General features: G+C 65.8%; 11 protein-coding genes and 1 tRNA gene. 5 read left to right on the top strand and 7 right to left on the bottom strand.

Features of this window, described 5'->3' with window-relative positions; translation table 11 throughout:
• Positions 1–116: 116 nt before the first annotated feature.
• A complete protein-coding gene (locus tag A1351_RS01930) occupies positions 117–1,007 on the bottom strand; it encodes an NAD(P)-dependent methylenetetrahydromethanopterin dehydrogenase (RefSeq protein ID WP_064032007.1) in 891 nt (296 codons plus the stop codon).
• 215 nt (positions 1,008–1,222) lie between these two features.
• Positions 1,223–1,462, bottom strand: coding sequence for a hypothetical protein (locus A1351_RS01925; protein WP_024878522.1), 240 nt, complete (start codon positions 1,460–1,462; stop codon positions 1,223–1,225).
• Between the two features lie 72 nt (positions 1,463–1,534).
• On the opposite strand from A1351_RS01925, the gene A1351_RS01920 reads away from it, so the two are divergent.
• Together A1351_RS01920 and rpmB are read left to right on the top strand one after the other, a co-directional pair.
• Positions 1,535–2,026 (top strand): nuclear transport factor 2 family protein, encoded by a 492-nt coding sequence (locus A1351_RS01920; RefSeq protein ID WP_245267216.1) that lies wholly within the window; start codon positions 1,535–1,537, stop codon positions 2,024–2,026.
• 201 nt (positions 2,027–2,227) lie between these two features.
• Entirely contained in the window at positions 2,228–2,521 is a 294-nt protein-coding gene (rpmB, locus tag A1351_RS01915) for a 50S ribosomal protein L28 (protein WP_024878520.1), read from the top strand.
• A 681-nt stretch (positions 2,522–3,202) separates the two neighbouring features.
• Here the strand turns inward: rpmB and cobT are convergent.
• Entirely contained in the window at positions 3,203–5,131 is a 1,929-nt protein-coding gene (gene cobT, locus A1351_RS01910) for a cobaltochelatase subunit CobT (protein ID WP_024878519.1), read from the bottom strand.
• A 270-nt stretch (positions 5,132–5,401) separates the two neighbouring features.
• Between cobT and A1351_RS01905 the strand changes: the two genes are divergently transcribed.
• Positions 5,402–7,885: a bifunctional diguanylate cyclase/phosphodiesterase gene (locus tag A1351_RS01905; protein WP_064032006.1), complete on the top strand. Its 2,484-nt coding sequence runs from the start codon at positions 5,402–5,404 to the stop codon at positions 7,883–7,885.
• A gap of 43 nt (positions 7,886–7,928) precedes the next feature.
• Here the strand turns inward: A1351_RS01905 and A1351_RS01900 are convergent.
• The 4 genes from A1351_RS01900 to A1351_RS01885 all read right to left on the bottom strand — a co-directional run bounded on the left by A1351_RS01900 (position 7,929) and on the right by A1351_RS01885 (position 11,423).
• Positions 7,929–8,013: transfer RNA gene (locus A1351_RS01900), tRNA-Tyr, on the bottom strand.
• 140 nt (positions 8,014–8,153) lie between these two features.
• The gene (locus A1351_RS01895) at positions 8,154–8,975 is read right to left on the bottom strand and encodes a transglutaminase family protein (RefSeq protein WP_064032005.1); all 822 of its coding nucleotides are present in this window, start codon (positions 8,973–8,975) and stop codon (positions 8,154–8,156) included.
• Positions 8,976–9,023: 48 nt separating this feature from the next.
• Positions 9,024–9,965: an alpha-E domain-containing protein gene (locus A1351_RS01890; RefSeq protein WP_026600037.1), complete on the bottom strand. Its 942-nt coding sequence runs from the start codon at positions 9,963–9,965 to the stop codon at positions 9,024–9,026.
• Positions 9,966–10,007: 42 nt separating this feature from the next.
• On the bottom strand, positions 10,008–11,423 hold the full coding sequence (locus A1351_RS01885; protein ID WP_371441444.1) for a circularly permuted type 2 ATP-grasp protein: 1,416 nt from the start codon (positions 11,421–11,423) through the stop codon (positions 10,008–10,010).
• Positions 11,424–11,864: 441 nt separating this feature from the next.
• On the opposite strand from A1351_RS01885, the gene A1351_RS01880 reads away from it, so the two are divergent.
• Both A1351_RS01880 and A1351_RS01875 read left to right on the top strand, forming a co-directional pair.
• The gene (locus tag A1351_RS01880; protein ID WP_064032004.1) at positions 11,865–12,185 is read left to right on the top strand and encodes a hypothetical protein; all 321 of its coding nucleotides are present in this window, start codon (positions 11,865–11,867) and stop codon (positions 12,183–12,185) included.
• Positions 12,186–12,413: 228 nt separating this feature from the next.
• Complete coding sequence (locus A1351_RS01875; RefSeq protein ID WP_064032003.1) at positions 12,414–14,660, top strand: carbohydrate porin; 2,247 nt, start codon at positions 12,414–12,416, stop codon at positions 14,658–14,660.
• Positions 14,661–14,971: the final 311 nt, after the last annotated feature.

Below are 14,971 nucleotides of genomic sequence, written 5' to 3'. Positions count from 1 at the left end.
GGCGCCGCGCTGTCGAAGACGCGCCGCCGTCATCAATCATTTCCGCATGACAGCGGCAAGTCGGGAGGACACCTTCGGGAGGAAACCCTCGGGACCAGACCGAACTTGCGCGCTTCTCAGAGAAGGCTGCGCGCCAGCGCGAAAGCGTGGCGGAAATCGAGGCGCAGAGGCTTGTCGGAATTGGTCATCTGCCGGAAGAGGCCGGCCTCCGTTCCGTATTTGATGTCGCCGATGGCGAGCGCGCCTATGCCGAGCGCGCCCGACGGCAGCTCGACGCCCTTGTCGTGCAGCTTGACGCCCTCGACGCCGAGCGGCGGCACGGCGTTGACGTCCGCGGCGATGAGCAGCGATTTGGCGGCGGCGAGGTCTTCCGCGGACAGCACCTGCACGCCGGCGCGGGCCGCGCAGAGCGCGATCTCATGCTCGATGAGGAGCGCGCGCACCTGCTCGGACTTGCTGCCGTCGGCCGGCGTCACCTTCACGCCGAAGCGCTTCTCGATCTCCTCGGCCTGGACGGTCACGCGGTCGAGGCCGCTATAGCCGACGATCGTCACCTCGGCGCCCTCGAGCGCGGCGATGACCGCGGAGGAATAGCCGACGACGCCGGTCGCGCCATAGACGACGATCTTGGCGCCCTTGAGCTCGCGGCCCTTTTTCTCGCGCAGCACCTTCTCGACGAAGGCGACCATGGCGCCGGCGGTGGTGAAGGAGCCATAAGGGTCGGCGAAGAGCGAGATCTCGAAGGGCTTCAGCAGCGCCTTCTCGGCGGCGTCCAGCATGTCGAGCGCGAGCACGGCGTCACGGCCGGCGAAGAAAATTCCGGTGCGCAGGGCGGCCGAGGGAGCGCGGGAGAACATCGCGTCCTGCACCAGAGCCGCCACCTCGTCGAGAGTGACATTCGTGTAGGGGATCGCCACGTCGAAGCCCGCGTCGATCGCCATGTTGACGTCGAACGGGCTCATATGCTTCAGCGTGCTCAACATATGAAGGATCGATTTGGCGGCCATGGGAAATTCCTAACCTTTCTGTCCTTGCCGGCGCGCGAGCGCGCTGCGCCTCGCGTGACGCCCGAGCTTAGCCAAGCTTTCGGATGAGCGATACCGGGACGGCGGGCGCGGGCGGAGCCCGGTCTCGAATGGCGAGACGCATAGACCGCAGAACGGGGCGAATGTCCAGCCTATTGTCCCGGCCCTGGACAGCGGAAGCGGGAGGCAGGCGGCCCTCAATAACCGAAGGGCGAGGACCCGAAGGAGGAGCCGGCGCCCGGCGGATCGAAGCGATAGCCGTCGGCGCCCCAGACCGGCGCGGGGCGGACCGGCGCGGCATAGGCGGGCGCGGCATAGACGGGGGCGGCGACCGGCGGCGCGTAGGCCGGGCGGCGGGAGGAGCGCTTCGCCTCGGCGGGAGCGGCGGCGAGAAGCGCGCCGGCGAGGAGGACGATCGCAAAGCCGCCGATTTTCATGATTCATCCCCTCCATGGACCGCAGATGCGGCTCCGCTGGGGAAAATCGGGCGGCGCCCGGCGGCGTCAAGGGTGGCGCGACGACGGCTTTCGCCCGCGTTTCCCCGCATCTCTTATTGCCATCGGCTCGAGCTGGGCGCATTCTTCGCGCCCATGTCGGACGAGGCGTCTCTACTCGCGGCCAACGCCGCTTATTATCGAGCCTTCGTCGCCGCGGACCTGGATGGGATGGCGGCGATCTGGGGCGATGAGGAAATCTGCTGCATCCACCCCGGCTGGCCGCCGATCTTCGGGCGCGAGCAGGTGCTGGCCTCCTTTCGCGAGATTTTACGCAACCCCATGCAGGACCCGGTTCTGCGCCGCAGCGAGCGCGCGCTGCTCTGCGGCTCCGAGGGACGCATCGTCTGCATAGAGATGGTCGGCCAGACGGCGCTGGTCGCCACCAATTGCTTCCGGCTCGTCGACGGGGCGTGGCGGCTGGTGCATCATCAGGCGAGCCCGCTGATGGTCCAGAGCGAGCCGCCTCCGCCGCCGCAGGCGCCGCCGACGCGCTCGCTGCATTGAAGGTTCGCAGGATCGCCGAAGGTTCACATGATCGCCATGAAGGCGACATCCCCTGTTGACCTTTCGCCGCCCCTGCCTCTATAAGACCGCCCAACCAAGGGCTCGCCCCCCGGGGCGCGGGGTCTTTGCGCGAATTTCATGTCATACGGCCATCGAATGGCGCGGGCTCCCGCGCTCTGCGCCGATCGAAAGGAAAAGACCATGTCCCGCCGTTGCGAACTGACCGGCAAAGGCGTGCAGACGGGCAATCTCGTCAGCCACTCCAATCACAAGACCCGCACCCGCTTTCTGCCCAATCTGGTCAATGTGACGCTGGCCTCGGACGCGCTGGCGCGCTCCGTCCGCCTTCGCGTCTCGGCGGCGGCTCTGCGCTCGGTCGAGCATCGCGGCGGTCTGGACGGCTTCCTCGTCAAGGCGCGCGACACGGAGCTCTCCGACGACGCCCGCGCGCTGAAGCGCGAGATCGTCAAGAAGCTCGCCACCGCCAGCGCCTGATCTCGACGGCCACGGGATGCGAGCCTTTTAAGGCTCGCTCTCTTCCGAGAACGAAGACAAATAGACCCCGCGCCCTGGGCAAGAGCGCGGGGTCTTTCCCGTTTTGGCCGCCCTTGCCGACGCGAGCCCCCAGCCGCGCGCAGGCAATCGCTCCGGGCGGCGTGTCAGCCCCAGATCGACAAAGCTACGCTGAGCAGCAGGGGAAGGGTGGCCAGCGAGAAGATCGCGGCGACGCAGAGAACCCTCTGGACGTCGAGCGGCTCGTGAGACGCCGCGGGCAATCCCGCATTTCGAACTTTGCCAAAGGAAATCATACGCAACTCCCTCGTCACTCTCGGTCGGCCGATCGCTCGGACATCCGATCGTCACTGCACGCGCACCAGACGGTCGCGCCGAAATATTAATGCAACAGCCGCCCTGAAGGTTCCCCGCCGACTCGTTTTCGGCGCGGTTGAGCGCTGGTTGCGAAATTAACTCGACTTAAACTTATTCACCATTCGGTGAATTACGAGAGGCGATTCACGACGACGAGCGCCACCCCGAGCGCCCCCTCCCTCACCCTCCCCCGCTTCGCGGGAGAGGGAAGGCGGCGACGTGACGCGAAATGTCGATGAAGCGCGAAATCTGCTCCCTCTCGCGCGCAGCGGGGGAGGGCTGGGGAGGGGGCGCGGCGCAAACCCGTCACGGCGCCGTGGCGAGGACGCGCGGCCGCGGCGGCGCCGCACGTTGCGGGGCGCGCGCCGGAGCGGGCGCGGCGTTCTCGCTGAACAGCTCGGCGAGCTTTTCCGTCATCGCGCCGCCCAACTCCTCCGCGTCCACAATGGTCACGGCGCGGCGGTAATAGCGCGTCACGTCATGGCCGATGCCGATGGCGATCAGCTCGACCGGCGATTTGGTCTCGATCTCCTGAATGACATGCCGCAAATGGCGCTCGAGATAATTGCCCGGATTGACCGACAGAGTGGAATCATCGACCGGCGCGCCGTCGGAGATCATCATCAGAATGCGGCGCTGCTCCTGCCGCGCCAGCAGGCGGCGATGCGCCCAGTCGAGCGCCTCGCCGTCGATATTCTCCTTCAGCAGGCCCTCGCGCATCATCAGGCCCAGATTGCGGCGCGCGCGCCGCCAGGGCGCATCGGCGGCCTTGTAGATGATGTGGCGTATGTCGTTGAGCCGGCCGGGGTTCGGCGGCTTGCCGTCGGCGATCCAGCTCTCGCGCGACTGGCCGCCCTTCCACGCCTTGGTGGTGAAGCCCAAAATCTCCACCTTCACGCCGCAGCGCTCCAGCGTGCGGGCGAGAATATCGGCGCAGGTGGCCGCCACTGTGATCGGCCGGCCGCGCATGGAGCCGGAATTGTCGAGCAGCAGAGTGACCACCGTATCGCGGAAATTGGTGTCTTTCTCGCGCTTGAAGGAGAGCGGCTGCTGCGGATCGATGACGACGCGCGGCAGGCGCGCGGGATCGAGCATGCCCTCCTCGAGATCGAACTCCCAGGCGCGATTCTGCTGCGCCATCAGCCGGCGCTGCAGGCGATTGGCGAGCCGGCCGACGACAGAGGAGAGATGCAGGAGCTGCTTGTCGAGATAGGAGCGCAGGCGATCGAGCTCCTCGGCGTCGCACAGATCCTCCGCCTTCACCGTCTCGTCGAAGCGAGACGTGTAGGCCCTGTATTCGCCACCGGAACGATCGGCCGAGGAGGTCGGCGGACGCCGCGTCTCCATCGCCTCGTCCACATCGCCGGAGTCGATCTCCTCCAGCATCTCGCTGTCGAGAATTTCGGCGGCTTCGCTCTCGCCCTTCTCCAACGCCTCTTCAGAGGCGGTGGCGGTGTCCATCTCGGAGGAGCCGGACTGCTTGTCCTCCTCGGTCTCCTCGCCCTCGGCCTCGTCGGGGTTTTGCGGTTGGTCCTCGCTCGGCTCCTCGGCGTCCTCCTCGCCTCCCGCGCTCTCGCCCTCGAGCTCGAGCGACGCGAGCAGGCGATGCGCGAGCTGCGCGAAGCCGCGCTGATTCTCGAGCGCCGAGACGAGCTTGTCGAGATCGGCGCCGGCGCGCTCCTCGATCCAGGGGCGCCAGAGATCGACCGCCTTGCGGCCATGCGGCGGCGGCGCAATGCCGGTCAGACGCTCGCGCGCGATGAGCGCCAGAGCGTCCTCGAGCGGCGCGTCCTCGCGCGTCTCGATCTCGGAGAAGCGGGCGCGCTGATAGCGATCGTCGAGCATGGCGCCGATATTGGCGGCGACGCCGTCCATGCGGCGCGAGCCGATCGATTCGACGCGCGCCTGCTCCAGCGCATCGAAGGCGGCGCGGGCGTCGGGAGATTGCGGCTGCACGCGGCGATGGACCGCCTCATCGTGGCAGGCGAGGCGCAGAGCGATGGAATCGGCGTGGCCGCGCACAATGGCGGCGTCCTGGGCGGTGAGCTTGCGCGGCGGCTCCGGCAGGCGCGCCTTGGCCTTGTCGTCGGCGCCGAGCAGCATGGCGCGCTCCGGCGAGAAGGAGACTTCCAGCTCCGAACGCTTGGCCATGGCGCGCATCGCGCCGGCGACGGCGCGCTTGAACGGCTCTTGCGGAGCCTCCTTCGGCGAGGCAGGTTTGCGATTGGTTGCCATGGAAGTCCGTTCGATCGTGAGCTCTGCGCCCGCCTTCGGGCGAGCGAGCCTATATAGCCTATGCCGGATCGACAGTTATGAAAATCGCCGAAGACGAAATCACCCGCGGATTCCGACAACGCGCGAGTTTCTCGTTAACTATCAGCTATTTCGGTCGGCATATGACGGAGCGATGACATGATTTCAATCTAAGATGTTGAATTGTTTACTGTTTTTTCAAGGCTTCCGGTCAATTTCTCGCGCCGAAAGCCCCCGAATCCGAGCCGAGCCATGCATGAGACCGCCTCCCGATATGGAGTCGTCACCGAATTTCGCGACGTCGACGAGCTGTGCTTCAAATGGCAGGTCGAGGCGCCGGTCGGCGGCCTGCCGCCCTATGAGCAGATCGCGCTGGGCAGCCTCGGCCGGCTCGCCGACGATCTGGCGCTGGCCGGGCGCGACGAGGACGGCGGCTTCGCGTTCTTCTATGGCGGCGGCGCCTTCGAGGCCTGGCTGGGCGCGTCGCTGCGCGGCCTGCGGCTCGACGCGCTGGAGCGCAATTACCGCGACGCCATCGGCGAGGCTCTCGAGGCGGCCTGCGCGCGCGGAGCGCCGGCGGCGACGATCGCACGCAGCATTCGCGGCGGCCTGGTGCAAACTTGCGAGATCGTCGTCTTCCCGCTGTCGAGCCATTGGGGCGCGACGCTGTTTCTCGTTTTCGCGCGCGAGCGGGCCTCCAAGCACGATCTCGTCGATGCGATCTATCGCGCCACCGACGGCGGGCTGGCGACGCTCGCCGCCGTCCACGCCGGCCGCGACATAATCGATTTCATCATTGTGAGCCTCAACGCCAGCGCCAGCCGATTCTTCGGCGGCGCCGAGCGCGATCAGCAATGGCGGCGCATCAGCGAGATCGTCCCGGCCTGGATGACCGACGGGACCTTCGAACGCTTCTCCGCCATTTTCCGATCGGCGCTCCCCGACACATTCGAGGTCGCGCATCGCTCGGCCGAGGGCGTCGCGATGCATTTGCGGCTCTCCGCCGCGCCCATGGGCGATCTCGTCGGCGTGACGCTCACCGACGTCACCCCGCTGAAGGCGCGCGAGGCCTCCTTCCGCCTGCTGTTCGAGAGCAATCCCATGCCCATGTGGGTGCATGACCCGCACAGCTTGCGCATCATGGCCGTCAATGACGCGGCGGTCGCCCATTACGGCTATGCGCGCGAGCGCTTTCTCCGCTCCACCTTGCTCGACCTCTATGCGGAGGAGGAATGGCCGGCGGTGACGATCGCCCATGAGAGCCCGGCCGTTCGCCGTCCCTCGGACCGCATATGGATCAATCGCACAGCGGAGGGGCGCGAGATAAAGGTGCAGAATTACGCGCGCGAAATCTCCTTCGACGATCGTCCGGCGATATTGCTCGCCATCGTCGACGTCACCGAGCAGCGCGAGCAGGCCGCCCGCATCGCCCATCTCGCGCATCACGATCCGCTCACCGGCCTCGCCAATCGCGCGCTCTTTCGCGCGCGGCTGACGGAGGGGCTGCAGCGGCTCGACAATGGCGCGGAGAGCCTCTGCGTGCTCTATCTCGATCTCGACGGCTTCAAGGATGTGAACGACGCCTTTGGCCATCCGGTCGGCGATCGGCTGCTGATCGCCGTCGCCGAGCGTCTGCGCGAGACTCTGGCGCCGGGCGACATGGTGGCGCGCGTCGGCGGAGACGAGTTCGCCATCGTCCAATCGGGCGCCGGAGCGAGCGAGGCGGACCGTCTCGCCGAGCGCATCGTGAGCGCGGTGAGCGTCCCCTATGAGGTCGACGGCCATGCGGTGACGGTCGGCGCCAGCGTCGGCATTTCGGTCGCGCCCATCGACAGCGGCGACGCCGATATTCTGCTCAAGAACGCCGACATAGCGCTCTATCGCGCCAAGGCGGACGGGCGCGGCCTGCATCGCTTCTTCGAGCCGGAGATGGCGGCCTCCATTCTCGTGCGGCGCACGATGGAGGCCGATCTGCGCCATGCGCTCGCCGCCGGCGAGTTCGAGATCTATTATCAGCCGCTCGTCGACCTTTTGACCAATCGCATCGTCGCCTCGGAGGCGCTGCTGCGCTGGTTCCATCCCATGCGCGGCTCGATTTCGCCCAATGAGTTCATCCCGCTCGCCGAGGAGACCGGGCTCATCACGCCGATCGGCGAATGGGTGCTGCGCGAGGCCTGCCGCGAGGCGGCGAGCTGGCCGGAGCCGATCGGCGTCTGCGTCAATCTCTCGCCCGCGCAATTTCGCTCGCGCTCGCTGGTGGGCTCGGTCCTATCGGCGCTGGCGGCGAGCGGCCTCGCGCCGCAGCGGCTCGAGCTCGAGATCACCGAATCGGTGCTGCTGGCCGAAAACCACGCCAATCTCGCGGTGCTGCATCAGCTGCGCGGCCTCGGCGTGTGCATATCGATGGATGATTTCGGCACCGGCTATTCGAGCCTCAGCTATCTGCGCTCCTTCCCCTTCGACAAGATCAAGATCGACCGCTCCTTCGTGAAGGAGCTGCCGGAGAATCAGGAGTGCGGGGCGATCGTGCGCGCGGTTGCCGGGATCGGCCAATGTCTCGGCGTCGCCACCGTGGCCGAGGGCGTGGAGACGCATGAGCAATTGGCGCGGCTGCGCGCGGAAGGCTGCACGCAGATGCAGGGATTTCTGTTCAGCCGTCCGGCTCCGGCGGCGGAGCTGCGGCGCATGCTGGAGAACGACGACCAGAGATGGGCGGAGGCGATGAGCGCGGCGTGAACTTTTCCGCCGCGGTGAGCCTTAGACGCGGCGCGCCTTAGAATGGTGGGGGAAGTAGGACTCGAACCTACGAAGGCATAGCCAGCGGATTTACAGTCCGCCCCCTTTGCCGCTCGGGACATTCCCCCAGCTTCTCGACGGACCCTAGAGGATAGGTCCCGCGAGCGACGGCCCTGTGAAGGGCCGGTGAAGCAGGGCGCATATGGGGAATTTGCTCGCCCGCTGTCAACCCGAAAATGACCGAAGGCGTCGCCGGCCCGTCGCCGGCTCAGGACTGGCTCTGCGACTGACCCTGGGCGCGGGCGACGCTGACGCGCACTTCCGCGGTCTCGCCGCCGCCGCCGGCATGGGCGGCGCGAATGGGCGCGGCCCCCAGATGATCCAGCGCCACGGCCACGCGCACATAGCTCTCGTCCGGCGAGGCGCCGCGCGTCGGGTCGAAGCCCACCCAGCCGAGCCCCGCCACATGCGCTTCCGCCCAGGCGTGAACGGCCGCGCCGGCGTCGGCGCGCAGCGCATAGCCGGAGACATAGCGCGCCGGAATCTCGAGGCTGCGCGCGCCGGCGATGAAGACATGCGCCGCATCCTGCGCCGAACCGCGGCGACGCGCGAAGACATCGGCCGCCGCGACGGCGCCGCTCGTCGGCCCCTCCGCCACGACGAAGGCTTTGTGCAGCGCGCCGACCAGCGCGTGGAGCCTGGCCAGCGTCTCCTTCTCGCGCGCCGACGCCGCCAGCGCAAAATCGCAGATTGCGTGATCCGCCTCGGTCAGCGGCGTCTCGCGCAAATAGAGCTCCGGCGGAAAACGCTCGATCGCGCCGCGCGCGACGCCGGCCGTGTCGAAGGTCTCGACCGCTCCTTCGACGACGGTGGTGAGCGCCTCGAGCGGCCCATCGACATAGATGCTGTGCACGACATTGCCGAAAGCGTCCTCGCAGGCGCGCAGGCGGCAGTCGCGATCGACGTCGATGCGCCAGTCGAGAACATGCTGCCCGTCGTAATTGCGGGGGGTGAGCGCCAGCTTTTGAATCGCCGCCTTGGCCGGCTCCGCGTAACGATAGATCGTCTCGCGCCTGACTCTTATGTGCATCTTACACCGCAAAGGGAGCCGGAAACGCCGGCTCCGACACATTTCATTCTAGAAAAGATACTGCTCTGACACCAGAGCCCCCAGCCGTTGATTATCGGCGATGAAGCTCTGAATGAAATCATGCAGGCCATTGTGGAACACATTCTCGATGGTCGCATGCTCGAGCTGGCCGAAGACGGTGCGAGCGTGGCGCTGCGCCGGGCCTTGCTTGCCATGCGATTTGCCGAGGCGGTCGAGATTCTGCACCACGCTCTCATAGCAGGCGATGAGCGAGCGCGGCATCTCCGGCCGCAGGATCAAGAGATCGGCGACGAGCCAGGGCTTCAGACTGTCGCGATAGACCCAATGATAGGCGGTGTGCGCGGAGACGGCGCGCAGGATCGCCGTCCATTGGAAATAGTCGAGCGAGCCGCCGACCGCCTCCGTCTCCGGCAGCAGCACGTGATACTTCACGTCGAGCAGGCGCGCGGTGTTGTCGGCGCGCTCGAGATAGAGGCCGACGCGCGAGAACCAATAGGCGTCGTTGCGCAGCATGGTCCGATGCGCGCCGCCGTCATAGGCGGCGGAGACCTGCTTCACGAAATCGAGAAAGCGCGTCACCTCCTCGGCGGAGCGGCTCGCCTGCTCGAAGGCCTTGAGCTCGAGGAAGGCGCCGTTGATCGCCTCCCACATCTCGACAGTGAGCGCGGTGCGCACGGCGCGGGCGTTGACGCGGGCGAGCTCGATGCAATTGCGGATCGAGCTCGGATTGTCCGGCGAGAAGGCCAGAAATTGCGTGACATTGGCCTCGTCGACCGTCAGCCCCGCCGCGTGAAAGGCGGGCGCGGCGCCGGAGGAGAGCAGCGCGCTCTCCCATTCCGTCTCCACGCCGCCATAGGCCCGCGGCAGCGTGGCGAGGCGCCTGGACGCCTGCAGTATGCGCGCGAGAAAATCCGCGCGTTCCATATATCGGGCCAGCCAGAAGAGGTTGTCTGCGGTGCGTGAGAGCATGAGATCCCGTCGTTTCGGCGCGCTGTTCTTACTGTGAATTCGTCATGCGCGCGCGAGCGGCGCGTCGTCGATGATCCATGTGTCCTTGGTTCCGCCGCCTTGGCTGGAATTCACGACGAGAGAATTCTCCGTCATGGCGACGCGCGTCAAGCCGCCGGGCACCACGCTCGCACCATTGGGACCGTAGAGCACGAAGGGTCTGAGATCGACATGGCGGGGCGCGACGCCGCTCGCTACCGACACCGGGCAGGTGGAGAGGGCGAGCGTCGGCTGGGCGATGAAATTGGTGGGATTGTCGGCGAGCTTGGCCGCGAATTCCGCGATCTGCGCCTTGGTGGCGTGAGGGCCGACCAGCATGCCATAGCCGCCGGAGCCATTGACCTCCTTCACCACCAGCTCGCCCAAATGGTCGAGCACATAGCGAAGAGCTTCCTTCTCGCGGCAGCGCCAGGTGGGGACATTCTTCAGCAGCGGCTCCTCGCCCAGATAGAAGCGGATCACCTCCGGCATATAGGTGTAAATGGCCTTGTCATCGGCCACGCCCGTGCCGACTGCATTGGCGAGCGTCACATTGCCCGCATGATAGGCGCCCATCAGACCAGCGACGCCCAGGGCGGAATCGGGGCGGAAGGCCAGCGGGTCGAGGAAGTCGTCGTCCAGGCGCCGGTAGATCACATCGACGCGGCGCGGCCCCTCCGTGGTGCGCATAAAGACGACATCGTCCTTGACGAAGAGATCGCGCCCTTCGACCAGCTCTATGCCGAGCTTGTCGGCCAAGAAGGAATGCTCGTAGAAGGCCGAATTATATTGGCCGGGCGTCAGCAGCACGCTCACCGGATCGGCCCCCGCCCCGCGCGGCGCGGCGGAGCGCAGAGTGGCGAGCAATTGATCGGGATAATTCTCGATCGGCGCGACGCGATGCAGCCCGAAGAGATCGGGCAGCAGCCGCATCATCACCTCGCGATTTTCCAGCATATAGGAGACGCCGGAAGGCGTGCGGGCGTTGTCCTCCAGCACATAGAAACCGTCGTCGTCGGTGCGGATGATGTCTATGCCGGCGATATGCACGAAGATGTCGTGCGGCACGCGGCGTCCCGCCATCTCCGGCCGGAAGGCGGGATTGCGATAGACGAGCTCGGAGGGAACCACGCCCGCTTTCAAAATCTCGCCGGGGCCGTAGAGATCGGCGAGGAACAGATTCAGCGCCTTCACGCGTTGAATCAGGCCCTTCTCGAGCTGCGCCCATTCGGCGCGGGCGATGATGCGCGGCAGAATGTCGAAGGGAATGAGCCGCTCGGTCGCCTCCTGCGAACCATAGACCGCGAAGGTGATGCCGATGCGCCGAAACAGAAGCTCCGCCTGCGCCCTGCGGGAGGCGAGAAACTCGGGCTCCACCGAGGTGAGCCATTTGGCGAGCTTTTCATAAGGAACACGGGTCACGCCGTCGACGCCGTCCATCTCATCGAATTTCGCCACCTTCGAAAGCACGTTCTCGCTCTCCCTCGAGGTTTCGGCGAACGGCCGATCGCGCCGGACGATGCGCCTTTGTGGCAGAGCGTGGCAAGAAGCGAGCCAGACGGCTCGAGCGTCGCCGAAACCCTTATCGCTCCATCCCGCCTTCTAATCCGTTTGTCGTTGACAAGCCATGCGCCGCGCATCAAAACCAAAAGCGTCGGCGCGATTTTCGAGTCGCACGGCGATCCACACTTGCGAAGGACTCATGGGCAGTAGCCTCGGCAACAGCCGCCTCGGCGCAGCCGCCGCAGCCTCGTCTGCGCGCGTCGCGCCTCACACAGAAGCCCGCGGCCGAAAGGACCGCGTGAGAGGCGTCGCCAGAGCCTAGCGCTCCACCCGCCGCTCACGCCTTCGGCCGCCACAATGGCCAGAAGGACGAGAGCGATGAAGATGTTTTCCCGCCCCTATGTCAACCTCCGTCTGCGCTCGGCGCAGAGCGGCGTCATTCCCATCGTCGCGCCGGCGGAGCTGCGCGATCTGCGCCTCACCGGACGCCGCATGCGGCCGCGCGCCGCCTGGACGATCGACGCCGCCACACGCCGGCCCGTCTGCCTCTGGGACAAGGAGACGGACACGCCCGGCCGCGCCGAGGACGAGGATGCGCAGAGTCGCCAGCGCGGCTTTTCCCGCCGCCATGCGCGCCTCATCCGATCGATACGCGAAAGGCCCTTTGCGCGTCTCGCATCGCGCGCGATCGGGATATGATAGAGCGCTCTCCGCTCGAACGGCGTTCCAACGAAGGATTATGAAAATCCGCGCGGTTCGTCCCGGTCGGCGCTCCCGCCGGGACGAACGGCCCAATGCGCGGCCATCGTCATCAAAACTTCACGACGCTGAACTGTAAAGGCTGCGCTCGTACGTTTTTCCCTTTCGCGCGTGCGACATGAAACTCTGCCAATATGCGAATCGCATAGAAGATCGAACGACGAGCCGATGCATTTCCGACTTCTCGCCGCACTGGCGACGCTGACGTTCGCGCTCCAATGCGCGAGCCCATCGACGGCCGCCGACAAGCCGTCCGAGACGCCCGCATTCACATCCCCGCCCGCATTCACATGGGCGGGACTGCATATCGGAGTGAACGCCGGCGGCGGCCTGCCCATTGCGAGCGGCGGAACGCTGCAGGCCGGCAGCGGCTTCACGAGCGGCGCCTTCGACCTCGCGGCGCCGAACCGCGACCGCGCCGGAGCGAGCTTCGGCGCGCAGATCGGCTATGACTGGCAGCACGGCCCTTGGGTCTATGGGCTCGAGACCGATTTGAATTTTCTCGGCCTGCGGCGCGCCTCCACCGGAATTTTTCCAGCGCCGGCCGCCTATCGTCCGCTCGGAATCACGGCCTATGGGCTGACCTCGGACGAAAATGGCGATTACTTCGCCAGCATTCGCGGACGCCTCGGCTACGCCTTCGACCGCACGCTGCTCTACGCCACTGGCGGAATCGCCGCCGGCGGCTGGCGCGGCGCGTCCAATCTCGTCTTTTATGACGCGGGGGCGCTCGGCCTCTTCTTCGCGCCGCTCTCCAAATCCTCGCGCATGAAATATGCGATCGGCGGCGGGATCGAGCAGGCGCTCGACGACCATGTCTCGGCGCGGCTCGAATATCTCTATGTGAACCAGCAATTGCAGAACCGCGTCTACGACAATAATTTCTCCTTCCAATTCGCCGCGCGTCAACGCAGCGAGGCGCATGTGCTGCGTCTGGGCCTGAACTATCGCTTCGATCCGCAGGAGGAGGCGCGCGGAGACGCCAAGAGCGACGACGAGAAGACGTCCGACACGGCGAAGAGCGAGGACGCCGCGGGCGACGAAGAGAAAGCGAAAAAGGGCGGCAAGAAAGGCAAGCGCGCGGAAAAGGCGAAAGACAAGGAAAAGAAAGAAGAGAAGGACGACAAGAAGGACGAGGAAATCTACAGCTTCCACGGTCAGACGACCGCGGTCGTGCAGGGCTATCCCAAATATCCCGCGCTCTATTCGGGGACGCACAGCTTTCCGCCCAAGGGCCTCGCCGACGCCGGCTCGACCAGCAATCTGTTCGTCGGCATGCGCCTTTGGAAAGGCGCCGCCGTCTATCTCAATCCCGAGGTCGATCTCGGCTATGGCCTCGCCAATTCCGTCGGCGCCGCCTCTTATGTGAACGGCGCCGTAGCGAAAGTCGGACGCGCCGCGCCCTATATGCGTTTCCAGCGTTATTTCCTGCGCCAGATCATCGGGCTCGACGGCGGCGAGAAAGTCGAAGATCCCGAAACGGGCTCCTTCAACGAGGTGCTGGAATCGACGCAGAATCAGCTGTCGGGCAAGGTCGACAAGGATCGGCTGATCCTCACCATCGGCAAGTTCAGCGTGCCGGATATTTTCGACGACAACAAATACGCCCATGATCCGACGACGGGCTTCATGAATTTCGGCGTCAACACGCTCGGGGCCTTCGATTACGCCGCCGATTCATGGGGCTACACCTATGGCGCCGCGCTGGAGTGGAAGCAGGATTGGTGGAGCGCGCGCGGCGGCTTGTTCCAGCTCTCCGAGATTCCCAACGGTCCTTCCATCGAGCCGCAGATCGGCCGCCAATTCATGGGCGTCGCCGAATTCGAGGCGCGCTACGATCTCCTCGAGCAGCCGGGCGTGATCAAATTTCTGGCCTTCGCCGACAATGGCAATCTCGCCAAGGTGCAGGACGCCATCGACTTCGCATATCTCACCGGCAATTTTCCGCCGGATGTGAATAATCCATGGATTCGCAAGCGCCATGTGAAGGTCGGCGGCGGCGTCAATGTGCAGCAGCAGCTCTCCAAGGAGGTCGGCGTCTTCCTGCGCGCCAGCATGTCCGATGGGCGCTTCGAGACGGTGGACTACACCGACATAGACCGCTCGCTCTCGACCGGCTTCACCGCCGCCGGCGCGCTGTGGGGCCGCGACAAGGACGAGATCGGCGGCGCCATGGTGTTCTCCGGCCTCGCCGGCCCGCGCGTGAGCTATTTCGGCCTCGGCGGAACCAGCGTCTATATCGGCGACGGCGGCCTCTCCTACGCCGGCGAGAAAGTGTTCGAGACCTATTACAAATACAATGTTCGCGACGGAGTCGAGCTGACGCTCGACTATCAGCTCATCGGCAATCCCGCGCACAATAGCGCGCGGGGGCCGGTCAATGTCTTCGGCCTGCGGTTGCACGCGCAATTTTGAGCGCGACGCTCGACACGCATCGAGGAGGGCGGCGTCAGTCTTCGGCGTCCGGAAGCGTCTCGAATTCGTAGTCGGGGACGCCCCAGACGAATTGCCTTTCTCCGAAGCGCACGTCCAGGCGGTAGGCCCCAGCGTCGCCTTCCCATAGGATGCGATATCGACAGATCACGGAACCGATCATATCCGGCGATATGCCCATACGCCGTGCAACGACGGAGCCTGACCGGAAGCGAACTTTTTGCCCCGCACGCATGACTGATGAGAGGCAATTCTCGGGCCGCATCGATAGAGCGGATCGAAAAAGCCGACCC

This window comes from Methylosinus sp. R-45379, from assembly GCF_001644125.1.
Classification (GTDB): Bacteria; Pseudomonadota; Alphaproteobacteria; order Rhizobiales; family Beijerinckiaceae; genus Methylosinus.
The sequence above is the reverse complement of the archived record's forward strand: the minus strand, read 5'-3'. Positions and strand labels throughout refer to the sequence as shown.